At 30.9% G+C, this 23,072-nt stretch carries 23 protein-coding genes; 3 read left to right on the plus strand and 20 right to left on the minus strand.

The features are described 5' to 3' along the window. The first annotated feature begins 53 nt into the window (after positions 1–53). From K7G76_RS00815 to K7G76_RS00825, 3 genes are read left to right on the plus strand one after another with little or no spacing between them, the layout of a single operon-like run. Positions 54–1,385 (plus strand): phenylacetate--CoA ligase family protein, encoded by a 1,332-nt coding sequence (locus tag K7G76_RS00815; RefSeq protein WP_223032307.1) that lies wholly within the window; start codon positions 54–56, stop codon positions 1,383–1,385. Beyond that, positions 1,386–2,483, plus strand: coding sequence for a non-hydrolyzing UDP-N-acetylglucosamine 2-epimerase (gene wecB / locus K7G76_RS00820; RefSeq protein ID WP_223032308.1), 1,098 nt, complete (start codon positions 1,386–1,388; stop codon positions 2,481–2,483). Continuing rightward, positions 2,480–3,637, plus strand: a complete 1,158-nt coding sequence (locus tag K7G76_RS00825) for a glycosyltransferase family 4 protein (protein ID WP_223032309.1) — start codon at positions 2,480–2,482, stop codon at positions 3,635–3,637. The genes wecB and K7G76_RS00825 overlap by 4 nt, the downstream gene beginning before the upstream one ends. Here the strand turns inward: K7G76_RS00825 and K7G76_RS00830 are convergent. From K7G76_RS00830 to K7G76_RS00925, 20 genes are all read right to left on the minus strand, one after another. Beyond that, entirely contained in the window at positions 3,634–4,992 is a 1,359-nt protein-coding gene (locus K7G76_RS00830) for an undecaprenyl-phosphate glucose phosphotransferase (RefSeq protein ID WP_223032310.1), read from the minus strand. The two genes, K7G76_RS00825 and K7G76_RS00830, sit on opposite strands and share 4 nt — an antisense overlap. Continuing rightward, positions 4,992–5,978 (minus strand): UDP-glucuronic acid decarboxylase family protein, encoded by a 987-nt coding sequence (locus K7G76_RS00835; RefSeq protein ID WP_223032311.1) that lies wholly within the window; start codon positions 5,976–5,978, stop codon positions 4,992–4,994. Before K7G76_RS00835 ends, K7G76_RS00830 begins: the two co-directional genes overlap by 1 nt. Further along, on the minus strand, positions 5,978–7,288 hold the full coding sequence (locus K7G76_RS00840) for a UDP-glucose dehydrogenase family protein (RefSeq protein WP_223032312.1): 1,311 nt from the start codon (positions 7,286–7,288) through the stop codon (positions 5,978–5,980). The genes K7G76_RS00835 and K7G76_RS00840 overlap by 1 nt, the downstream gene beginning before the upstream one ends. 13 nt (positions 7,289–7,301) lie before the next feature. Further along, positions 7,302–8,222, minus strand: coding sequence for a WD40 repeat domain-containing protein (locus K7G76_RS00845; RefSeq protein ID WP_223032313.1), 921 nt, complete (start codon positions 8,220–8,222; stop codon positions 7,302–7,304). Further along, positions 8,212–9,405: an O-antigen ligase family protein gene (locus K7G76_RS00850; RefSeq protein ID WP_223032314.1), complete on the minus strand. Its 1,194-nt coding sequence runs from the start codon at positions 9,403–9,405 to the stop codon at positions 8,212–8,214. The genes K7G76_RS00845 and K7G76_RS00850 overlap by 11 nt, the downstream gene beginning before the upstream one ends. Next, positions 9,398–10,147 (minus strand): WecB/TagA/CpsF family glycosyltransferase, encoded by a 750-nt coding sequence (locus tag K7G76_RS00855; RefSeq protein ID WP_223032315.1) that lies wholly within the window; start codon positions 10,145–10,147, stop codon positions 9,398–9,400. The genes K7G76_RS00850 and K7G76_RS00855 overlap by 8 nt, the downstream gene beginning before the upstream one ends. Beyond that, a complete protein-coding gene (locus K7G76_RS15465; RefSeq protein WP_223032316.1) occupies positions 10,147–11,259 on the minus strand; it encodes a glycosyltransferase family 4 protein in 1,113 nt (370 codons plus the stop codon). The genes K7G76_RS00855 and K7G76_RS15465 overlap by 1 nt, the downstream gene beginning before the upstream one ends. A gap of 23 nt (positions 11,260–11,282) precedes the next feature. After that, positions 11,283–12,194 carry a sulfotransferase family protein gene (locus K7G76_RS00865; RefSeq protein WP_223032317.1) on the minus strand — a complete coding sequence of 304 codons (912 nt, stop codon included), beginning with the start codon at positions 12,192–12,194 and terminating at the stop codon, positions 11,283–11,285. Further along, positions 12,191–12,940, minus strand: coding sequence for a glycosyltransferase family 2 protein (locus tag K7G76_RS00870; protein WP_223032318.1), 750 nt, complete (start codon positions 12,938–12,940; stop codon positions 12,191–12,193). The genes K7G76_RS00865 and K7G76_RS00870 overlap by 4 nt, the downstream gene beginning before the upstream one ends. Beyond that, on the minus strand, positions 12,940–14,187 hold the full coding sequence (locus K7G76_RS00875) for a hypothetical protein (protein ID WP_223032319.1): 1,248 nt from the start codon (positions 14,185–14,187) through the stop codon (positions 12,940–12,942). Before K7G76_RS00875 ends, K7G76_RS00870 begins: the two co-directional genes overlap by 1 nt. 2 nt (positions 14,188–14,189) lie before the next feature. Beyond that, on the minus strand, positions 14,190–15,158 hold the full coding sequence (locus tag K7G76_RS00880) for a sulfotransferase family protein (protein WP_223032320.1): 969 nt from the start codon (positions 15,156–15,158) through the stop codon (positions 14,190–14,192). 6 nt (positions 15,159–15,164) lie between these two features. Then, positions 15,165–16,505, minus strand: coding sequence for a flippase (locus tag K7G76_RS00885; RefSeq protein WP_223032321.1), 1,341 nt, complete (start codon positions 16,503–16,505; stop codon positions 15,165–15,167). A gap of 6 nt (positions 16,506–16,511) precedes the next feature. Then, on the minus strand, positions 16,512–17,225 hold the full coding sequence (locus K7G76_RS00890) for a putative capsular polysaccharide synthesis family protein (protein WP_223032322.1): 714 nt from the start codon (positions 17,223–17,225) through the stop codon (positions 16,512–16,514). Positions 17,226–17,289: 64 nt separating this feature from the next. Next, positions 17,290–17,838, minus strand: coding sequence for a hypothetical protein (locus K7G76_RS00895; RefSeq protein ID WP_223032323.1), 549 nt, complete (start codon positions 17,836–17,838; stop codon positions 17,290–17,292). Between the two features lie 150 nt (positions 17,839–17,988). Then, entirely contained in the window at positions 17,989–19,242 is a 1,254-nt protein-coding gene (gene cysN / locus K7G76_RS00900; protein ID WP_223032324.1) for a sulfate adenylyltransferase subunit CysN, read from the minus strand. A gap of 64 nt (positions 19,243–19,306) precedes the next feature. Next, positions 19,307–20,212, minus strand: a complete 906-nt coding sequence (cysD, locus tag K7G76_RS00905) for a sulfate adenylyltransferase subunit CysD (RefSeq protein WP_131506372.1) — start codon at positions 20,210–20,212, stop codon at positions 19,307–19,309. Then, positions 20,209–20,808, minus strand: a complete 600-nt coding sequence (gene cysC, locus K7G76_RS00910; protein ID WP_223032325.1) for an adenylyl-sulfate kinase — start codon at positions 20,806–20,808, stop codon at positions 20,209–20,211. The genes cysD and cysC overlap by 4 nt, the downstream gene beginning before the upstream one ends. A 1-nt stretch (position 20,809) precedes the next feature. Beyond that, positions 20,810–21,238, minus strand: coding sequence for a DUF2061 domain-containing protein (locus K7G76_RS00915; protein WP_223032326.1), 429 nt, complete (start codon positions 21,236–21,238; stop codon positions 20,810–20,812). Continuing rightward, positions 21,239–22,039, minus strand: coding sequence for a 3'(2'),5'-bisphosphate nucleotidase CysQ (gene cysQ / locus K7G76_RS00920; protein WP_255572891.1), 801 nt, complete (start codon positions 22,037–22,039; stop codon positions 21,239–21,241). After that, positions 22,026–23,072 carry a GDP-L-fucose synthase family protein gene (locus K7G76_RS00925; RefSeq protein WP_223032327.1) on the minus strand — a complete coding sequence of 349 codons (1,047 nt, stop codon included), beginning with the start codon at positions 23,070–23,072 and terminating at the stop codon, positions 22,026–22,028. The genes cysQ and K7G76_RS00925 overlap by 14 nt, the downstream gene beginning before the upstream one ends.

Consider the following 23,072-nt stretch of genomic DNA (forward strand, 5'->3'; position numbering starts at 1 on the left):
GTGTTTTGTTTGATGCAAAAATAATTGCTTTTACGCTGAAAAAATAATTAGTTTTGGAAAAAGATTTTATGCCTTTTTATAACGCTGTACTAAAACATCTTATCTTGCCAATTGGTGATGTGGTTTTTGGAGGCACCTATTTAAAGTACCTAAAGACTTGGAGTGAATACGACCAAAAATCGGAATCTGAATTACTATCAATCCAAGAGCAAAATTTAAGCGTTATTTTAGAATATGCAAAAAATCATGTCCCCTTTTACAAACAAAGTAAAGCAACAGATTTAAGCGAGTTTCCCATTCTTACAAAATCTATTTTAAGAGATTCAAGCAAGGAACTAATTTCTGATGAATATAAAGTTGAAAAATTAGATAAGCATTACAGTAGTGGTAGCTCTGGTATTCAATCATTTACATACATGACCAAAGACCATACGTTTTTTTTACGTGCCTTGCAGACACACTGGTGGCAATGGAGTGGTTACAGTATAGGAAACAACTTGCTGCAATTTGGAATTTCTCAAAAACGTTCTTTTTTAAAAACGCTAAAGGATGTATTTTATAAATGCACTTATGTTAAAGCTTTTGGATTATCTGAAACTGAATTGAAGGAAACACTTATAAAAACATCAGAAAAAAAGCAACTGTTTATTGCTGGGTATCCTTCAGTTATTAATCAGTTGGCCAAAGTTGCTATTTATGAAAATATAAAAACTGACATTTCGGGAATAATCTGCTTTGGTGATAAACTATTTGAGTCTTACAGAAAAAATATTCATGAGGCGTTTGGTAGTAACACTAAATTAGTGGATACTTATGGCTGTGCTGAAGGGTTGTTAATGGCTTGTAAGCATGAATTAGATTGTTATTACATTATGTCTCCTCATGTTTATCTGGAAATTGTTGATGACCTTGGCAATCCTGTTCAGGACGGCAACATGGGCCATGTTTTGGTAACTTGCCTAACCAATAAAGCTATGCCATTAATTCGCTATAAACTAGGTGATTTGGCCATTAAACTTCCAAAAGAACATTATCCTAAAAACAGAACTCTAAACTACCCGCTATTGCAAAAAGTAATAGGCAGAGAGACTGATGTTATTAAAACCAATAAAGGCATTACACTTAACGTACATAGTTTTACGGGTGTGTTAGAATATTATCAGTCTATAAAACAGTATAAAATAATTCAGGACAATTTAAAAAGCATCATTATTGAGTATATTGTTGATGAAAAATATAATTTTAATGATTCTGTTTTAGTTGATATAAAAAGTAAACTAAATTCGTTAACCCATAATTGTTTAGACATCAATTTTAAAAAGGTTTCAAAAATAAAGCCTACAAAATCTGGAAAACCTCAAATTATTGAATCAAATTTGACCTAAATGAATATTACTATAATAGCCGGAGCAAGACCTAACTTTATGAAGATAGCACCAATTATTGATGCTATTATACAAAAGCAAAATGAAGGTTTCAATATACATTATCGTTTAGTACACACTGGCCAACATTATGACAAAAATTTAAGTGGCACCTTTTTTGAAGAATTACAAATTCCCTATCCTGATATAAATCTTGAAACAAAAAGCGGGACACAAGCCGAACAAACTGCTGCTATTATGATTGGTTTTGAAAAGGAAATTAATCAAAATCCTTGTGATTTAGTTATGGTTGTAGGCGATGTCACCTCAACCATGGCATGTGCTATTGTTGCAAAGAAAGCAGAAATTAAAGTTGCTCACGTAGAAGCAGGAATTCGATCTGGCGATATGCGAATGCCTGAAGAAATTAATAGAATTGTAACCGATAGCCTTACAGACTATTACTTTACAACATCGCATCATGCTAATGAAAATTTATTGAACCTTGGTGTAAATAATGACCATGTTTTCTTTGTTGGAAATGTTATGATTGATACACTTTTAAAGAACATGCCGCGTTTTAAGAAACCAGATATTTGGAACCTGTTAAATCTAAAAAAGAAACATTACTTGGTAATGACTCTTCATAGGCCCAGTAATGTTGATGAAAAAAAGCAACTTAAATCACTAATTACACAAATTGCATCATTAGCAGAAAGCTATCCTATTGTCTTCCCTGTTCATCCTAGGACTAAAATAGTACTTGAAAAATTAAATCTAAAATTCCAAAATTTGCACTTTGTAGACCCTTTAGGGTATCTTGAATTCAATTTTTTAGTAAAAAATGCCCTAGCAGTAATAACCGATTCAGGAGGCATAACCGAAGAAGCAACAGTTATGAAGGTGCCTTGTATTACTCTTCGCGAAAATACAGAAAGACCTGAAACTTGTGAGATAGGAACAAATATCCTTGTTGGTTCGGATAATAAAAAAATAGAAAACGCATTCAAAACCTTACTTTCCAATAAATGGAAACAAGGACAAACGCCCGAACTTTGGGATGGTAATTCCGCCAATAGAATTGTAAATCATTTAGTTGAAATTTACAACTTACAATGAAAGAGGTTCTTATTATAACATCATATTATCCACCAGAAACTGGTGCTGCTTCCAATCGCATTTTTCAACTAGCAAAAGGCTTAAAAAAACATAATTTTAATGTTAGTATATTAACACCTTTGCCCAATTATCCAAAAGGCAAAGTTTTTGATGATTATAAAGGCAAAGTAAGGGTTACTGTAATAGAAAACAGTGTCACAGTTCATCGGTTATGGATTTATGCGAACAATTCAAAAAATAAGCTTTTGCGCTTGCTTTCAATGTCTTCTTACAGCTTAAGCCTAATTTGGTTTTTCGTTTGGAATAAAATTCCTGAAAAAGTTATTGTGCAATCACCTCCTTTACTTGTTGCGTTTACCTGTATGCTTTTTTTAAAGAAAAAAAAACGAAAACTAATTTTAAATGTAAGTGATTTGTGGCCAATGGCTGGTTTAGAATTAAGTGCTTTTAAAAAAAATTTCAGTTATAAATTGCTAGAAAAAATTGAATATTTCAATTATAAAACAGCCGATTTGATTTTAGGTCAAAGTGAAGAGATACTATCACATATTAAGAATAAATTTCCTAAAAAACGAACTTTTCTTTATAGGAACTACCCTGACTTTGTTCCTCCTAAAAATAGATTCCAACAACCTTCAGAAGGTAAAATAAAATTGGTTTATGCCGGCTTGTTAGGTATAGCTCAAGGTATTTATAAACTCTGTAAAGAATTGGATTACAGTAATTTAGAGTTTCATATTTTTGGCGCTGGTCCTGAACAAAAATTAATTGAAAGCTTTGTTCGTAAAAATGATAAAACGTCCATTTTTTATCATGGTGAAATATCAAGGAATGAATTACATTCCAAACTTGCTAAATATGATCTAGCTATTATTCCATTGCTCAATCGAATTTATGGTTCAGTACCTTCAAAAATATTTGAATACGCTACATTAGGGCTTCCTATGGTTTATTTTGGGGGTGGTGAAGGCGAAAGTATTATTAAAGAAAATGCTCTAGGTTGGGTTGCCGAGTCTGGAAATTATACACAATTAAATAAATTAATAGCTTCAATTAATACATCAGACCTTCAAATAAAAGCTAGGGTTCAAAAATCCGCTATCAGGACGTTTAATTTTAATGCTCAACTCGAGGAATTATCAAAAGAGATTTAATAAGCCTTATCCTCTCCTCTGACTGCATTAATAAAAGTTTTGAGTATGATTTTTAAATCTAGAAGCAAAGACCAGTTTTCTATGTAAAAAATATCATACTTCACACGACCAATAATATCTTTATCCGTTTCAACCTCGCCCCTAAATCCACTAATTTGAGCAAGCCCTGTTATACCTGGTTTCACAAAGTGGCGGACCATAAACTTATCTATTTTTTTAGCATACATATTAGTATGGCTAACCATATGTGGCCTTGGCCCTACTACGGACATATCACCAAACAATACATTAAAAAACTGAGGCAATTCGTCAATGCTAGTTTTTCTTATAAACTTACCCACTTTTGTTACGCGCTGATCACCTCGTGTAACTTGATATATATGGGCATCTTTATTAGGCATCATAGACCGAAATTTGTAACAATCAAACTCCTTGTAATTAAAACCGTTCCTGGACTGTTTAAAAAACACAGGCCCTTTTGATTCTATTTTGATTAAAATAGCAATAAGAGGTGTTAGCCATGAGAGAATGAAAATAATGACAAACAATGAAAACAAAATATCAAACGTCCTCTTTAAAAACTGATTTACAGAATCGTCTAAAGGGATGTCCCTTAACGAAAGTATTGGTATGTAATCGTAATACTCGTATTTAAGTTTTTTGGAATAAATCTCCTTATTATCTGGTAAAAATTTTAATATTTTTAAATTATTATCAGCAAAGTGAATTATTCTAGTCATCTGCTGGTTTGTGATTTCAGAAATTGAACAGTAAATTTCATCTATTGATTCTTCTATTAAAAATTTAAAACAAGTCTCTAAATCAAATTTATTTTTATCTCTTACATTAAACGTTTTTTTATGGGTATAACCGTATTCGGGGTTTTCATTAAAAAAATTTTCTAAAGCAATAGTTTGTTTGTTTTTTCCTATTATAGCTGTTATTCTATAATTTCCTCCAAAGGCAGTTCTATACTTTTGTAAAAGATAATAAAAGGTGAATTTAAATAGTCCAATTAAAGAAAATGCTAAAGCCACATACTTTAGAATGGTTTTGGGTTGAATATTTAGCTCATAATAAAACCCTGAATAAGCTAACATAATCATAGTGAACAAAACAAATTGCCGTAAAATTAAAGACAAGATTGTTATTTCTCTGGTATAGCGGTAAACCTCATAAAATTTTGAATATAGGGAGAGTAAAACCCATGATACAGATATAATAAGACAAAACTTAATTGGGTTAATAAAGTCAAAAAACCAAAAAACAGCCAAGCCATTTATAATGCCTAAATCTATTGTATAAGAAATAGGTCGAATATAAATGGAATATCTACCATGTCTTATTTGACTCATCAGTTCTTTATATGTTTTGAAAAATCTTTATGCTCCCTTTTGTTAAGTTCTTCAGGGGAAAGCTTTTTAAAATACTCAAATGTTTTTTGCATACCCTCTTCTCTACCAATTTTAGGGATCCACCCTAACAATTTTTTAGCTAAAGATATATTTGGTTGGCGTTGTAAAGGATCATCAACAGGTAATTCTTTATAAATTATTTTCTGTTTAGTTCCTGTTAATTTTATAATTTCTTCCGCAAAATCTTTAATTGAAATCTCATTAGGGTTCCCGATATTAACTGGATAAGAATAATCGCTTAAAAGCAATCTAAAAATACCTTCAACTTGATCATCGACATAACAAAACGATCGTGTTTGAGAACCATCACCAAAGACCGTCAAATCTTCACCTCTTAATGCTTGACCCATGAAGGCTGGAATAACCCTACCGTCATTAAGCCTCATTCTTGGGCCATAGGTGTTAAAAATCCTAACTATTCTGGTTTCTAAACCATGAAACCTATGATATGCCATGGTTATCGATTCTTGAAATCGCTTGGCTTCATCATAAACACCTCTGGGGCCAATGGTGTTAACGTTCCCATAATAGTCTTCCGCTTGCGGATGAACTAAAGGATCTCCATATACTTCAGATGTTGAAGCAATTAAAATTCTTGCCTTTTTAGATTTGGCTAGTCCAAGAAGGTTGTGTGTGCCTAAAGAGCCTACTTTAAGTGTCTGAATTGGAATTTTTAAATAGTCTATGGGGCTTGCCGGAGAGGCAAAATGCAGTATATAATCTAGATTACCGTCAACTTTGACAAACTCTGTAACATCATGTTCAAAAAATTCAAAATTAGGATTACTAAATAAGTGAGAAATATTTTTTGAGTCACCTGTTATAAAGTTATCCATACCAATGACTTGAAATCCTTCATTTAAAAATCGATCGCATAAATGCGAGCCCAAAAAACCGGCTGCTCCAGTAATTAATACTTTCTTCATTAACCTACTGTTTTTCTACCTATAGAACTGTAATAAAAGCCTTCTTTTTGCATATCGGAAATATCATAGAGATTTCTACCATCAAAAATAACTGTTTCACGCATAAGCTGTTTTAATCTATTAAAGTCGGGTGTTCTAAATATACTCCATTCTGTACAAATAATCAAGGCATCAACATCTTCAATAGCATGGTACATGTTTTCAGCAAATTCAATTCTATTTTCAAACTTACGTGCCACATTCTCCATAGCTTCAGGATCATAAACTTTTATTGAAGCTTCCCTGTTTAATAGTTCATCTATAATGTATAGTGCTGGGGCTTCTCTTATATCATCTGTCTCGGGTTTAAACGCCAAACCCCATACGGCTATTTTTTTGCCTTTTAAATTTCCTTTAAAATACGCATTAATACGGGGTACTAAAATACGTTTTTGCGTATCGTTTACCTTTATAACAGCATTCAATATGTCAAAATCAAAACTGTTTTCTTGACCTGATTTATAGAGTGCTTTGACATCCTTTGGAAAACAAGAACCTCCATAACCAATACCAGGAAATAAGAATCGCTTTCCTATTCTGGAATCAGTTCCCATTCCGATACGTACTTTATCAACATCAGCACCAACTTTTTCACAAAAGTTAGCTATTTCATTCATAAATGTAATTTTTGTTGCTAGAAAAGAATTAGCTGCGTATTTAGTTAATTCTGCTGATTTCTCATCCATTACAATAATTGGGTTTCCAGATCGAACAAAAGGTTTATAGAGCTTTTCCATAAGCTGTGTTGCTCTTTCAGAACTAGAACCAATAACAATGCGTTCAGGTTTTAAAAAATCATCAACAGCAAAGCCTTCACGTAGAAATTCAGGATTTGAGACCACATCAAATGGCACACTAGTTTCATTAGCAATAGTTTGTCTAACACGTTCTGCCGTTCCTACAGGTACGGTGCTTTTATCAACTATAACTTTGTATTCCTTAATAAGCTTGCCAATGTTTTTTGCTGCTCCTAATACGTAAGATAAATCAGCAGAACCATCCTCGTCTTCTGGCGTGGGCAAAGCTAAAAATATTATGTCGCCATGATCTAGACCTTTTTCTAACGATGTTGAAAACTTAAGCCTCTTAGCTTTGATATTTCTCTCAAACAATGAGTCTAAATGAGGCTCATATATAGGAACCTCTCCTGATTGCATTTTTTTGACTTTATCTTGGTCAATATCTATGCAAAGGACTTCATTTCCTGTTTCTGCCAAACAAGTTCCTGTTACCAAACCTACATAACCTGTACCAATTACTGATATTTTCATTTATGTTTTTTTGTTAATTTAAAAACCATTTTTTCAATGTCTTATCTAAACTACTTGAATAAATTATATTATTTTCTACCTTCTTTATCTTGATAATTGCTCTTTTATGAAGTTTATATGTTTTGTTCACAGAAAAGTTATCTAAAGTTACGATAAAAACTTCACCGCTCCATGCTCCACAAACTAATGTATTGTTATTAAACCGCATAAAAGTATTGATAAAAGTGTTTTTAATGTTTATTATTTCCTTTTGATTTGTTTTTAAATTTATTTTTATGATTTCACCATCTATATTTGCATAAACCAGTATACCGTTTTCAATTTTAAAATCTGTTATAAGCGCCTTGCTTCTGTAAATCAGTTTTTTTTCATAATTACGGTAGTCATATTCAAAAATATCTCCTTGATCTGTAGCAAAATAAAGTTTATTATCTTTATTTATTAGCTTTCTTGATAAGGTGTTTAAGTTTAGCTCAATTGTTCTATAAAACCTTGGTTTATCTTGATAATCAACAAAAATAATTTTTTTATTGGTTAAACTTAAAATGAAGAGTTTTGATTTAGGCAATAATAGAAAATCTAATATCTTACCTTGCTTATAATAAAATACATCATCAAATTTTCCTGTTTCTTTGTTGTAAAATCTTACAGATGAAACATTTCTTACCAGCTCGTTTGACGCTGTTATTATTTGATTTGTGTTTTTTGATGTAATCAGTTCTAGTCCATAACCTCCAATAAAATAATCTTTAGATAATTTGGTTTCAATGTCATATAAGTGAACATCCCGTTTTTTAATATAAATAATTGAATCTTGTTGTATGAAAAAATCTCGAATCACAAAATCAGCTTCTATAACAGTTTCTGCATTTTGACAAAACACTGGAAAAACTTGAGCTGATAGTATAAAAAAAAGTAATCTCTTAATTCTCATTATTCTCTATTTCAACTAGATAGTAATTATAAAAGAAAGTAATGTATACTATTCCATGATGTCTATCAAAAACGTTTTCAATATAACAAACCGATAAAGCAATAACCAAGAATCCTAAAAACTCTTTGATGCTCGTCTTACTGGTTCTTTCAGAAACCTTTTTATAAACATTTACTAAATAAAAAAATAGTATTGAAAAGCCTATCAATCCAAATTTCATAAGAATAGACAAGTACTGATTATGGCTATTTAAATCAGAATCTAAAAAATAGTATTTCCCATTTAAATAATGTTTATAGTTCAAAATATCTTTTTCGGGTGATGAAAGATTTCCAAAAAAAGGACTACTTTCAAATGTATTATAAGACACTTCCCATATCTGAAGCCTGAAATCTAATGCCTTTTCATAACTTACATTTAGCTGCTGGCTAAATGAGAAAACTATGGTAAGTAAAACCATGAACGCTGCTGCATAAATAGGAACATTGTTTTTTGAAACTACAGGAAATGCATGAACTATAAAAAGCAATAATATTATAAGCATAGATACTTTACTACCTAATATAAACATAACGCCCAAATAAACTAAAATCACCAAAAATAATCCTAATTTTATGGTCTCTTTAAGTTTCTTGAACTTACTGATTAATAACAGCATTGTAAAGTTTATGAATGCTAACAAATACATAGAAAGATAAGTATGGTGAATATCTAATGTGTTCAAGAAAGCCTGCCTATTATAAGTGGTTTTGGTAGCAATAGCGTAAAAAAAGACATACATGACTGCAATTACTGAACCCAAAAAAAATGAAAAAAGAAGTAGTTTGTTTTCTTTTTTACTTCTTAATAAAAAAGGAGTTAAAAAAAATAACGCATAATGTGCATAACTTTTTTCAAAATGCACAATGGTTATTTCGAACCCTACTTGAATAACAGAATTTACGATAATGTATATAAAAAAAACTAATCCGACAATGGATGAGTTTTTAAGCCCTTTTGTCGAAAAAAGCTTGTTTCGCTTCAACAATACCTGAACCATTTTAAGCAATAGAGATGCTAAAAATGTAAATGTGCTTAAGTTTATTGAAATTGGGAGCAAGAATAAAGAAAGAGAAAACATCAAAAAAGAAAAATCTCTTTTTGAAATTATTTCTTTTAAAATAACTCTTATGATCTTAAGCATTCTTTTGCTTGTTTTTTTTGTTGAAATATTTCAACCTATAAACTTCTATTAAAAATAAAGGTGTTGAGTACAGATAACGCTTTGTTAACCTCCAAGCGGTAAAACTTCTATACAACCACTCAAGTCTTAAATTAATTATCCATTTCGGAGCTCGCTTTTTAGTTTCGGCTACAAAGTCAAAAACGGCGCCAATTGAACATATAATATTAGCATGAATACTTTCCTTATTATCAAAAACCCATTTCTCTTGTTTAGGAGCCGTCATTCCAACGAACAACACATGAGGCTTAAAGTCATTAATTGCAGATATCATCTTATGGTTATCATCTTGAGAAAAGGTTTCCTTAAAAGGCGGGGAATAAAAACCAAAATCAATATTACTATACTTTTTGGTCTGTTTTTCTCTAATTATATTTAGTGTTTCTTCACTAGCTCCCAAGTAAAAACATTTAAATCCGTTTTCTTCAGATATGTTCAAAAGATAATCGTGAATATCTGCCCCTGCTATTTTTTTGATTACTTCTCCTTGTAATCTTTTTGCCATAAGGACAATACCTTCTCCATCAGGAAGTAAAATATCACTGTCTCTCAATGATTTTTTAAACTTCTTGTCCTTTTTTGCTACAATATATGAATGTGCATTTATGGTATTGACAATTGTTTTTTGTTTACTTTCAACACCAATTTCAGAAATGTTGGAAGCAAAAACAGAAAAGTCCTCTATTTGAACCAATTCATGCATTAATTATTTGTTAGTGTTGATAATAGATTTTTCTCAAAAACCTCAACAGTATAGTTGTTTAGGTATTCTTCTCTACAAGTTTTATAGCAGTTTTCTGTTTGACTATTTCCAATCATTCTCTTAAAATCATCAAAAATACGTTCTTTATTACTCATGACACCTATTTTGTCATTGATTATTTCAGAAATGGCACCTGTATTAAATGTTAAAATTGGCAACCCGTATGATAATGCTTCTAATAATGACAGCGGGAAAACTTCTTTTTTGTATTGGGAAGGAAAGACAAACAAGGTTGCTTGTGAAAATAATTTTATCTTTTGATTTCCATGTACTAAACCATTGTAACGAACAATATCATCAAGTTTGTTGTCAGCAACATATTTCATAAAGTATTTTTCATCTTCTTTAGTACCCCATCCTCCGGCAAAATTAAATTCAATATTGGTAATTTGATCTTTATAACATTGATTTGCAAGTTCTAAAACTGTATTATACCCTTTGTCCTTCATCATATTTGAAAGGTATAAAACCGAAATCATGTTATTAGCCTCTCTCTGCGACAAAATATTTTTAAAAAAATCTTCACTCAATGTGTTTTCCACACCGTTGTTTACATAAAATACGTTTCTAAAACTATTGATTTGATTGAGTTCATCTCGCATCAATTTAGAAATCAATAATACATTAGTATTTTTTAAAAGAAAATTAGTGAGTTTTAAGTTTCGGTTAGATTCAGATACGAAATCATTAATTCCTTTAGCGTGGTAGTGGTAAAAAATACTTGCTTTATTTAATTTAGTATAAATTTTTATGGGCAATGATACCAATAAGTCTCTATAGAATGCGAACCCAAAAGGAGATGCTGTATAATAAATTTTTCTTGGTCTAAACCATATTAATACCCAACAAACTTTAAAAAACAATTCTACGAAGTATATTATTTTTTTAAAATTGAATTTACCAATAACGTCGATACTATCAGATGATTTTATTTTGATGAATCTGGAGTTGAGATTTTCCTTAATTATTGAGCTATTTAAAATAGAATCACCAACTTTAGATGCACCATGAACTGGCGGTGATAGGTGTAGTATGAATAGGGCTTTATTCACTTAATAAATGTAAGGTTATCGTATTAATTTCTCCAAATATCTAAATTCTTATTTAATATCAACTCAAGGTTTTTAATATCTTTCTCAAAATAAGGATTTAACAAATCAATATCACTCTGCGTTATTTTGACCTCATTAATATTGGCATAAGAAATGCTTTCCTTTATTTGTTTTGGTATCATTTTTTTTACCAGCATAATAAGAGGGTTTTTGTTCAAAACTAACTTTTGCAAACCAACTGATTTGGGATTCCCTGATTTATTATGAACTTTTTCCAAGTTAATAGTTTCTTCTTCAAGACCAAGAAAATCTAAAAGATTTTTAAACTCATTATCTATGTCGCTTACAAATTCCTCAAAAATGATGATTTTAATGTTTTGAGGGTCAAAGCTTTTTAAAAAAAACTCTACTTGCTTTGAATACAAGGCCATTTTTGAGTATTGCCAAACCCATTCCCAATTACTTAATTGCCTTTCTTCTTGAGCTTTAAGGGCGTCTTCAAGTGATAATCTTTCCCGTAAATCTCGTTTTAAGTGAGTATACATTGAAAATGCACTTCTTACGGGGTTCCTTAAAAGTATAATCATTTTTGGTGGGTTGTTGCCGTAATACTTTTTTATATTTTTAGTTGTCTCCTTAAAAAAGTAAAAATAATCAACTGAAGCATCACACGAGATTTGGTTCGTTTTGGCTTTTCCAAAAAGATCGGAATAATCCTTGATGTTAGTAATCATTTCGTTATTTACAACATAATCACCTGGTCCCTGAAAATTTGGTTCCATTCCTGAAAGAAACCTGCATTCTTTTAATTTGGGTATATATACTTTAGAATGCTCGGACAAATACTGACTCAAGGAAGTTGTTCCGCATTTTGCAGCTCCTAAAATTAGAACATCAGGTAGTGTATAAATTGAGTTTTTAAAATTTACTTTCATGTGAAAAGATATTTATAGACTTCTGCATTTAATCTAAAAAACATTCCAAAAAGGCACTGAAAATGATTCATTCCTGATAAATGTCTGGCTTTGTAATTTTCAATTAAAACTTTTTTAAACTGTAAGCGACCACTTATACCTCCTAGTCTAAAATTTGAAATTACTTTTGGTACATAGTAAAAGACGTTTCCCTTATCGTTTAATACTTCTAAAACAAATTGATAATCTGATAAAGAGGTTAATTCAATATTATATTTATGATCTTTATATAATTCTTTATGGACAAACATGGTAGGATGGTTCATTATCATTGCATAGTATTTTAAAAAAAATGTTGAAGTTCTACCTTTTTTTACATGTATTCCACCTTTAGGTTCTATACAGTTTTTATCAGCATGAAAAATTAATTTACTTGGGTTGTTTTTAAATGCCTCAACAATTAATTCTACAGCATTATTTTCATACCAATCATCACTATTTATTGTACCTATTAAAATACCATTGGCCATTTCAGCGCCTTTATTCATAGCATCATAAAGGCCTTTATCAGGCTCACTAACCCATTTAGTCACGACATCATTGTTATCTTTAATTATGTTAACTGTGCCATCTGTTGAGCATCCGTCTACAATAATGTACTCAATGTTTTTATAGGTTTGATTTCTTATACTATCAATTGTTTGCTGAATATGTTGCTCTCCATTGTATACTACAGTTATAACACTTATTAGTGGGTTCTCTTTCATTAATTTATTTTAATTAAATTATTGACTTCTTCATCTGTCATTAAACGATTTTTTTTGTTCAAGACTGTTCCAATTGCCATCCATAATAAAATGAAGGTTGGTGTGAATGCTGGGCGGAATGATATTAAACTTAAAACAGATATAATAAATATGTACAAACCTAAACGTTTAACAAACTTGTTATTTGACTTAAAGATGCCTAAATAGCTAGCTTTTAACATGAAATAGGCTGTTAAAATAAAAAGTATTAAACCTCCTTTTAAAATCATTTGTAAATATCCTACCTCAATAGTAATTCTTGTTGAAGAGTCACCCCACCACTCATAGTTTAAAACATTTACGGTATAGTGTTTCGTGTGCTCCATAAAATAGCTATAATATGTGCCTAAAGAGCCTCTACCAGTGATTTTTTCAAAGGTATTCAGGTTTTCAAATAATTCATTATACAGAAAAACTCTTGTGTCTTGAAACTCTACTATGCTCATGATTAAATTATTTAAATTTTCATAACCATATGTAAATATTGCTATTGTTAATACCAATGCACTAAAAAAAGATAATTTAAGCAAATCCTTTCTTAATTTAACTTGAGATAACTTATCTATAAAAATTAACCCTAGCACCATTGTTAGATAAATGAATTCCAAGCGTTGTTCTGTTAGAACAGCAATTATAATGTATACTAAAAGTGTAATATAAATTAGAAATCTAATTGATGCTTTAAATCCAATAATCCCTCCTGTTAACAAAACAAAATTAATTGGTCTTAATAACCAAGACCATTCAGTCTTTAATTTTCCAGCAGTAAGATGGAAAGGCAAGAAGAAAAGACTAATAACCATTAAGCTAAACATAAAGAAAATTGCTTGAAAAAAGATTCTCCAATTATCAATCTTTTGACCTAGCACAATCAATATTGGTGTAAACCAAGCTAAAGCCATATATACATTGCCAAAATTTGTTACCCAATCTTGAATGCTTAAGGAAAAGCTCCTAAAAACAACAACAGTGCTCCAAAACATCAATAAGTAAAATAGTCTTCTAGTATTCTTTGACAAGTTTTTTAGAAGTTGGATGTTTCTAAAACAGATAGCAAAAGTTCCAAAAACTGAAAAAGCCAGAAAACTAGAAATAAATATCTTCTCTAAATTTATACCATCTGGTCTAAATAAAAATAAAAGAGATATATATATGGCATTACAGTATAACGCATATTTAAGCAATGTTTTTTCTTTTATATAAAGCATTTCTATGAAATAAATCGATTTTTAAACCACTTGTAATCCTTTATAAACAACAAGTTTAGCTTAAAAGTTGCAATTAAATAGCTTTTGAAAAAATCAACAACATCAATAAGAAAAAGTTTGTTGTTCTTATTATCAATTGATTTTAAATCTAGTATTAGCTCATGCTTGTTAAAACCTTGTATTTCAAAGTCTTCAGTATCAATATGTTTAAAAACGTTAAGAACTAATTTTTTTCTATAAATGGAATTTAAGGTTCTTTTCCATTTGTATAAACCTTCTTTAGAAATATTAGTATAAAATTTTGTCCCTGTAGGGTCACCTAGTTCACCTTTGGTGTTTTGTTTGCTAAAATTAATTAAGCTGCTAGTTTCAAGTTTCAAGTTTAAATATCTAGAAATTTTATCAAGCTCTTTTTCTGGGTTGGAAACAAACTCTTCATATTTAATACATATGCTTATATCTTCATGTTTTTTATAGCCATCACTCAAAGCACTAAACCCTTTTATTAAATCCCTATTGTTTCTATGAATCTTATTAAGCCTTTTGTTTCCCCAAGTGTCTATTATTGAAGCGTAAACATGCAATGGGTTCCTAAATAAAAAAATAAACTTTGCGTCAGGAAATAGTGCTATTATTTCATCAATAATTAAATAATATCTTGGTGTTTTGTCTAAAAAATATCTTTCACCATTTTTACATTGTTTGCTATATAAATCTAAAATGAAAGCTCTTAAAGAGTCATTATAATCTATATCTTTATTAGGTAAATTCTTAATGAAGTCCGTAATGGCTTGGTATGCTGTTAAACTTGAAAATTCAGAAATAGTTCCTTGTTTTTTTAACATGTATATTTGCGGTAAAAGCACCCAAGGCTCTGCAACACTACAAATTTCAGAATCTGTCATTAATACCCTTTGTAACAATGTGGAACCAGACCTAGGTAATGAAAAAATAAAAATAGGTGACTTCATTTTTTTCTATTTAACAATAAAAGGAATGTAAAAGGTCCAGAACCCTAAACGTTTTTTAATAATTATAACTAATGTAACATTCCAAAAAACTATAGCTATACATTTTGAAACCGCAGCACCTAATATGCCAAATCTAGGAATTAAAATTAAACTTAATATCAAATTAATGATAAATGCTAAAAACACAACATTTTGAAAAGTTTTTTGTTGTCCCGTCATTTGTAGCAAATAACCAACAGAGCCAGAAATAGAACTAATAAATCTTCCTAAACACAAAAAAACCAAACACCAATAGCCCACAATAAATTCTGATCCATACAGGCCTAATACAGGTTTGCCAAAAACTATTAAAATAAGTAAAAGCGGGGCTGTAATGAAAAAAATCATTTTTGTAGATTTTTGCATAACAGCTTTTAGTTCATGAATATTGTCCTTTGAATGGGCTTCAGCAAATTTAGGAGCTGCGATAGAATTTACCGCTATTAATGCAAGGTTTGACAATGCGGCTAACTTTTCAGCCGAATCATATATACCTACACCAAACTCACTTATAAAATACCCTAAAAGCAAAACATTGACCCACCCTAATAACAACGCAAATGAATTAGAGAACAACATAGGATAAGATATATTAAATATATCCCAATTTTTATAGTTAAATAGACGTCCTTTTTTAAACGGTATCTTTTTTAAACTAGTGAAAACAAAAAATACAGCAATAATTAAAGTAATATACGAGGCTCCACAATAAAGCATCATGATTTCGCCATAACTGTCAAGCAAAAAATAGTTTAAAACTAAAAATCCAACAAAAACAACATTTATCAATGCCGTCTTAAATAGCATGTGCTGGAAGGTTTTTTTTAAAGCTTGGTAAGTTCCACTAGCAATAACAAGTAGTGTCGTAGGCACAATTGCAAAAGATGTAGCAATTAAAGGGTTAGTTAAATTAACATTCTTAAAAATATGAGTAGAGATATAACCAGAACTAAAATATAATATGATAGAAGCTAGGATTGCCAAACCCAACGAAAATACTGATGTTCTCTTTAGCACTGAAATAAAATTTGTTTTATTTCCCTTTATAAGAACCTCATTAAGAATTTTTATTAATGAGTTATCAAACCCAAATTTAGGTATGAGAACCACTAAACTTAAAACTGTTAAGCATAATGAGTATATCCCTAACTCTTCCGCTCCATATTTATTTGCAATAAAAATTCCGGCAATGTAGCCAAAAGTCATTCCAAGTATTTTACCTAAAAAAGAAGTGAGGCTTCCTTTTATAAGTTCAATAAAATCAAAATCATTTTTTAAATGGCTTATTTTTTTTTTTAGCTTATACATTTATTTTTATAACCAAGGTTTTTTCATGTCAAAAATTTCCTCCTTATTGTAAAAATGCTTTATGATATTTGAATCATATAGTTTATCTAACATTTGGTGGGTTGGTTTATACTTGTTTTTAAACTCTTTATATAAATCTTTATACCATTTTTTATCTCCTATATTACTATTATTTAACTTAAAATCTTGAATTTCTAGAAAACCCCCTAATTCTTTTTCTAAATGATTTATTTTGTCTGTAACACATAAAAAAACTTGAATGTTATCTTTGTTTATTATAGAATAGCCTTTTTCTTTTTCAAAAGGAAAATTAAAAATATTTATCCCCAGTCTCTTATTAAACTCTAAATCAAACCAGTTGTTAGGTGTATTATGAATTTTGTGAGCCTTATTGAACCTCTCTTCTAAAATACTATAATCAAGGTTTTTTAATTCTGATCTTTTGAAATAAACATCTAAATTTTGAAAAAAAGATGAAATATTTCTAGATAATGGGTCTCTATAAAAAGTGATTATTTTTACTTTTTCACCTTTTAAAAACTTATTGAATGTTGATCTGTTTTTAAGTTTATGAGGAAGTAGTTTTAATTTCATAGGTCTCTCTAAATCTGTAAAAAAAAACCTGTGTATATGTAAAGCTGGAATATTATTCTCTTCCAAAGATTTTTTTAGAGTAGAAGAACCCACTTTTCCCATTTGGTATACAATAACTGGATTCATAACACTTTTTCCTATTATGCCTTGCTTCTTATTTGTTTTGGTAAAATATTATCAAAATTTATTTTTACTTGATTAGCTTTAAAAGTTGATCCTTTTTCAAAAAGACAACAGGATTTAGTTTTCCACCAACTTTTTTTGTTGTTATAATATTCGTATCCTTGTTATATGAAGTAAACCTATTAAATGTAAGATATTTGTTCATTTCATCTTGAGTGACATTTATATTCTTATCACCATAAGAAAATTTAATGTTGCTCAACTTTACCTCCTTCTCTTTTGTATTTCCTAAAGAAAGTGCTAAATTAAAATCTGGTTTCACATTTTCAGGAAACTCAAAAACAACATGCTTTGATGTTTCGTTACTGTTTATTTTTTGAATTACCCTTAAATTCATGAATTGACCGTTGTTTAAGAATATTTCATTGGAAAACAACACTAAATCTTCTGGTTGAGTCATCTCAACATCTAGTTCTAATACAAGCTTTTTAGGAGCTTCTTTTTTCTCAACACTAGTAGTGTTTTGAGGTTTTACCTCTGCTTTTTTTGGCTGCTCATCTTTACATGAAGTTATTGCGAATAGTATTGCAAATAATAATATTGTTTTTTTAATCATGATATAAGGTTTTATTTTATAAATGTTTTGCTAATATATAACTTCTATTTCTTAATGTTAGGTTTTTACTAACTATCCAATATAGTACAAATACTATCGGAAAAAATATCGCAAAATCTAATGAGTTAAATAGCATGCTTAAGCAGTATATTAAACAATCATCCCTGCGGCAACGGTCTCATTGGTCGCATCGTCTACGAGAATAATGCTTCCCGTTGTGCGATTTTCTCTGTAGGGATCTATCATTAAAGGCTTTGTAGTGCGAATTTTAACTTTAGCAATATCATTCATCGCTAAATCACTGTCTTCAGAGTTTCGCTCTAATGTATTGATATCATATTTGTAAACCACTTCCTTAATCATGGCTTTTTGATCATTAGATGTATGCTTAATCGTATATTTAGATCTTGGTTTTGCAGGGCTATTGTTTAACCAACAAAGCATTACTTCAATATCTTGAGAAGGCTCTGGTTTATTGTTAGAACGCACAATCATATCACCACGACTAATGTCTATATCGTCTTCTAAAGTAATAGAAACTGACATTGGTGCATAAGCTTCTTCTAATTCTTTATCATGAAGGTTTATGCTTTTTATTTTTGAAGTAAAGCCTGAAGGCATTACGGTAACGTCATCACCTCTTCTTAAAATACCACTTGCTACACGACCTGCATAACCTCTATAATCTATAAAACCTTCACGTTGTGGTCTTATTACAGTTTGTACAGGAAAACGCGCATCTACTTTATTAATATCACTACTAATATGCATAGTCTCTAAAGTATGTAGCATTGGAGCACCTTGATACCAAGGCATGTTTTCTGATTTGTTTACCACATTATCTCCTAAAAGCGCTGACATTGGTATAAAACGAACATCTTTAACCAGCATTTTTGAAGACACTTCTTCAAATTCAGAAACAATATTATTAAATACTTCTTCAGAAAAATCAACCAAATCCATTTTGTTTACACAAACAATAATATGTGGTATTTGCAATAACGACGCTATAAATGCGTGACGTTTAGTTTGCTCAATCACACCATGTCGTGCATCAATTAGAATAGTCGCTACGTTAGCTGTTGATGCTCCAGTAACCATGTTTCGCGTATATTGAATATGTCCTGGTGTATCAGCAATAATAAATTTACGCTTTGGTGTTGTAAAATATCTGTAAGCAACATCAATAGTAATACCTTGCTCTCTTTCGTCTCTTAAACCATCTGTAAAAAGTGCTAAATCTACACCTTCATGACCTTTTTTCTTACTTGTGTTTTCAATAGCTTCTAGTTGGTCTTCAAAAATAGATTTAGAATCATATAGCAAACGCCCTATTAATGTACTTTTTCCATCATCTACACTTCCTGCAGTTGTAAAACGTAATAATTGATTGTTGTCTAACATGTTATCTTTTTATGAGATGCCAAATTGTATTTGGCATGACAGTTAATTTTTTATTTAATTTTGATTAAAAGTATCCTTGGCGCTTACGATCTTCCATAGCAGATTCTGATCGCTTATCATCACTTCTGTTTCCTCGCTCTGTATTACGCATACCAGCAACTTCTGCAGCAATTTTCTCTAATGTATCAGCATCAGATTCTACACCACCAGTAATAGTAATATCACCTAACGTTCTAAAACGTATCTTTTTAGTCACTACTTCTTCATGGTCTTCTAACACTAAAAATTCAGAGTTAGGAATCCAAGAGTCTTGTCTCCAAACTACTTCGCGTTCATGTGCAAAGTATAATGATGGAATTGCAATATTTTCGCGTTTTATATAGTTCCAAACATCCATTTCTGTCCAGTTACTTATTGGGAATGCTCTAAAGTGCTCGCCTTCAAAGTGCTTTCCGTTGAAAATATTCCACAGTTCTGGTCTTTGGTTTTTAGGATCCCATTGTCCAAAATCATCTCTATGAGAGAAGAAACGCTCTTTGGCTCTTGCTTTTTCTTCGTCACGACGTCCACCTCCTATAGCACAATCTATCTTATTTGCCTCTATAGCATCAAGTAGTGTTGTAATTTGAAGTGCATTACGCGTAGCGTTTTTTCCTTTTTCTTCGGCAACACGACCTTCATCTATAGATTCTTGTACAGAACCAACAATAAGTTGTGCTCCTAATTCTTTAATAATATCATCTCTAAACTGAATAGTCTCTGGGAAATTATGACCAGTATCAACATGCATTAATGGAAATGGTATTTTAGCAGGGTAAAATGCTTTTTTCGCTAAATGCGTTACCAAGATTGAATCTTTTCCTCCTGAAAATAAAATTACTGGGTTTTCAAATTGTGCCCACACTTCGCGTAAAACAAAAATTGCTTCACTCTCTAATTCATCTAAATAGTTTAAATAGTACTTACTCATTGTTGCTTTGACAATTTTGGTGTAATATAATCTACGATTCGTTGTGCTGCAGCTTCAACCGATTCGCTTTCTGTTTTTATCTCAATATTAGGGTTTTCTGGTGCTTCATAAGGCGCTGAAACCCCTGTCATGTTTTTTATTTCTCCAGCGCGTGCTTTTTTATAGAGCCCTTTTACATCGCGTCTTTCACACTCTTCCACGCTAGTATTCACAAATATCTCAACAAAGTTAACATCTTTAACGATACTTCTAATGTTCTCTCGGTCTTTTTTGTAAGGCGAAACAAAAGCTGCAAGTGTCACTAAACCAGCATCAACCATTAAATTAGCCACTTCTGCAATTCTACGGATATTTTCAGTTCTATCTTCTGGAGCAAAGGTTAAGTCTTTATTAATTCCTTTTCTGATGTTGTCGCCATCTAGTGTGTAGGTTTTTATACCTAGCAGAAATAATTTTTGTTCAACAACATTTGCAATTGTGGATTTCCCAGAACCTGAAAGTCCTGTAAACCATAATAAAAAAGAGTTATGCCCATTTAACCTTCGTCTATCATCAAAAGAGATTTGATAATCGTGTGGAATAATGTTCTCTTCCATCTTATTCGTTATTTCTTTTACTTAAACCAAAGTTAATTTTATACCAAGTGCGCTCATGAAAATAATACAATATCATTTTGGTAATCACTTCAGCAAAACCTATTTGCAATGCCGCGAGTGGATTTCCTGAAATTATCCATGCTAACGTCATTGTGTCTAAAGTACCTATAAAACGCCATGTAATTGTTTTTGCAATATGTCTTTTTCTACTTTCAAGGAGAACACCATCTTTTGATAAGTTGATTTTGTACCAAACACGCTCATGCAAGTAATATAATACTGATTTAGTAGTTACTTCTGCAAAACCTATTTTAAGACCAGCTAAAGGGTCTCCTGTAATTATCCAAGAAAGAATTATTGTGTCTATTGTTCCAACAACTCTCCAAGTAATTGTTTTGGCTATATGTCTCTTATAAGATACGTCTGCCATTTACTTACTGACTAAAAAATAGCTGTTTAATAGATTTTGTTTATTATAGGCTAATGGTTTATTCGTTTCTTTTGAAATAACCTTTAAGCCCACGGCGTTACATATAGCTTGTCCTGCTGCTGTATCCCATTCCATTGTAGGCGCATAACGAGGATAAACATCGGCATTCCCTTCAGCTACCAGACAGAACTTTAAAGAGCTTCCTTTTGATACAATTTGAACTTCTTTACCCTCCGCCTTTAAGTTTTCTACAAAATCTAATGTTTCTTGATTCATATGAGAACGACTACCTACTACCTCAACCTTGTCTGAATTATATGTCTTTGGTTGTATTGGTTGTGCTAGTTGAAATATAGACCCGACTGCTGTATCATGAGACTCTAAATTTGCTTTAAATGCTTCGTTATTTTTAACATTGGCAAAATATATAGTCTTAATTACTGGTACATAGATAACACCTAAAACTGGTTCCCCATTGGTTACTAAAGCAATGTTTACGGTAAACTCTCCGTTGCGCTTTATAAACTCTTTGGTACCATCTACTGGATCGACAACCCAACACGTTTCCCATGTTTTTCTAACAGCGTAATCCGTTTGCTTGTTTTCTTCAGAAATAATTGGAATTTCCGTAGGAATCAGGTACGAATTAATAACATCATTAGCTTTCTTATCAGCCTCTGTTAAAGGTGATTTATCATCTTTTATTTCTACATCAAAAGCTGTATCATATACTTGCATGATTACTTTTCCTGCCTCTAATGAGGCTTTGATGGCTGTTTTTAGGTTTTCATTTATTAACATACCAATCGTATACTTTTTTAATTCCGTCTTCTAATTCAACTGAGTGTTTCCAACCTAAATTGTTCAGTTTAGAAACATCTGTTAATTTTCTCATGGTTCCGTCAGGTTTATCAGTATTAAATACCAAGTCTCCTTTAAATCCTATAGTGTTTTTTATGGTTTTAGCTAATTCTTTAATAGAAACTTCTTTTCCTGTACCTATGTTGATATGGGTATTTTTAATTTCGCTATCATTTTCGGAATACGTGTCTGAAAACTCTCTGTTTTCCATAATAAAAACACAAGCATCTGCCATATCTTTGGACCATAAAAATTCACGTTTTGGAGCTCCTGTTCCCCAAATTTCTACACTGTTTTCTGATACTCCAAATTTGGAAAGGTATGTTTTTGCTTCTTCAATAGTATCAAAACCAGTATCACTAATAACAGCATCTAAATTGTTTTCATTTAGCGCTTTTGCTAAATATATTTTTCTAATTAATGCTGGTAAAACATGTGATTTTTCTAAATCGAAATTATCGTTAGGACCATAAAGATTGGTTGGCATAACCGAAATAAAATTTGTACCATATTGAAGATTGTAACTTTCACAGGTTTTTATTCCAGCTATTTTTGCAATAGCATAAGGCTCATTTGTATATTCTAAAGTATCTGTCAATAAATACTCCTCTTTCATTGGTTGTGGAGCGTTTTTAGGATAAATACAGGTACTTCCTAAAAACAACAATTTTGACACGCCATTAAGATAACTTTGATGAATAACATTGTTTTGAATCATCATGTTTGCGTAAATAAAATCGGCTCTGTACACACTATTAGCAACAATACCCCCCACTTTGGCTGCAGCTAAAAAAACAAACTCTGGTTTTTCGTTATTAAAAAAGGTTTCAACAGCAACTTGATTGGTTAAATCTAATTCAGAATGTGTTCTAGTAATTAAGTTTGTATAACCTTTACTTTTTAGGTTTTCAACAATAGCACTGCCTACCAAACCTCGATGTCCAGCCACATATATTTTAGAATCTTTTTTCAT

It is taken from the genome of Hanstruepera marina, from assembly GCF_019880635.1.
GTDB lineage: Bacteria > Bacteroidota > Bacteroidia > Flavobacteriales > Flavobacteriaceae > Hanstruepera > Hanstruepera marina.

What these genes read in the sequence shown, in the direction of transcription:
- wecB (WP_223032308.1), top strand. Translation starts at nt 1,386, where the DNA reads ATGAATATTACTATAATAGCCGGAGCAAGACCTAACTTTATGAAGATA.
- K7G76_RS00825 (WP_223032309.1), top strand. Translation starts at nt 2,480, where the DNA reads ATGAAAGAGGTTCTTATTATAACATCATATTATCCACCAGAAACTGGT.
- K7G76_RS00830 (WP_223032310.1), bottom strand. Translation starts at nt 4,992, where the DNA reads ATGAGTCAAATAAGACATGGTAGATATTCCATTTATATTCGACCTATT.
- K7G76_RS00835 (WP_223032311.1), bottom strand. Translation starts at nt 5,978, where the DNA reads ATGAAGAAAGTATTAATTACTGGAGCAGCCGGTTTTTTGGGCTCGCAT.
- K7G76_RS00840 (WP_223032312.1), bottom strand. Translation starts at nt 7,288, where the DNA reads ATGAAAATATCAGTAATTGGTACAGGTTATGTAGGTTTGGTAACAGGA.
- K7G76_RS00845 (WP_223032313.1), bottom strand. Translation starts at nt 8,222, where the DNA reads ATGAGAATTAAGAGATTACTTTTTTTTATACTATCAGCTCAAGTTTTT.
- K7G76_RS00850 (WP_223032314.1), bottom strand. Translation starts at nt 9,405, where the DNA reads ATGCTTAAGATCATAAGAGTTATTTTAAAAGAAATAATTTCAAAAAGA.
- K7G76_RS00855 (WP_223032315.1), bottom strand. Translation starts at nt 10,147, where the DNA reads ATGCATGAATTGGTTCAAATAGAGGACTTTTCTGTTTTTGCTTCCAAC.
- K7G76_RS00865 (WP_223032317.1), bottom strand. Translation starts at nt 12,194, where the DNA reads ATGAAAGTAAATTTTAAAAACTCAATTTATACACTACCTGATGTTCTA.
- K7G76_RS00870 (WP_223032318.1), bottom strand. Translation starts at nt 12,940, where the DNA reads ATGAAAGAGAACCCACTAATAAGTGTTATAACTGTAGTATACAATGGA.
- K7G76_RS00875 (WP_223032319.1), bottom strand. Translation starts at nt 14,187, where the DNA reads ATGCTTTATATAAAAGAAAAAACATTGCTTAAATATGCGTTATACTGT.
- K7G76_RS00880 (WP_223032320.1), bottom strand. Translation starts at nt 15,158, where the DNA reads ATGAAGTCACCTATTTTTATTTTTTCATTACCTAGGTCTGGTTCCACA.
- K7G76_RS00885 (WP_223032321.1), bottom strand. Translation starts at nt 16,505, where the DNA reads ATGTATAAGCTAAAAAAAAAAATAAGCCATTTAAAAAATGATTTTGAT.
- K7G76_RS00890 (WP_223032322.1), bottom strand. Translation starts at nt 17,225, where the DNA reads ATGAATCCAGTTATTGTATACCAAATGGGAAAAGTGGGTTCTTCTACT.
- K7G76_RS00895 (WP_223032323.1), bottom strand. Translation starts at nt 17,838, where the DNA reads ATGATTAAAAAAACAATATTATTATTTGCAATACTATTCGCAATAACT.
- cysN (WP_223032324.1), bottom strand. Translation starts at nt 19,242, where the DNA reads ATGTTAGACAACAATCAATTATTACGTTTTACAACTGCAGGAAGTGTA.
- cysD (WP_131506372.1), bottom strand. Translation starts at nt 20,212, where the DNA reads ATGAGTAAGTACTATTTAAACTATTTAGATGAATTAGAGAGTGAAGCA.
- cysC (WP_223032325.1), bottom strand. Translation starts at nt 20,808, where the DNA reads ATGGAAGAGAACATTATTCCACACGATTATCAAATCTCTTTTGATGAT.
- K7G76_RS00915 (WP_223032326.1), bottom strand. Translation starts at nt 21,238, where the DNA reads ATGGCAGACGTATCTTATAAGAGACATATAGCCAAAACAATTACTTGG.
- cysQ (WP_255572891.1), bottom strand. Translation starts at nt 22,039, where the DNA reads ATGTTAATAAATGAAAACCTAAAAACAGCCATCAAAGCCTCATTAGAG.
- K7G76_RS00925 (WP_223032327.1), bottom strand. Translation starts at nt 23,072, where the DNA reads ATGAAAAAAGATTCTAAAATATATGTGGCTGGACATCGAGGTTTGGTA.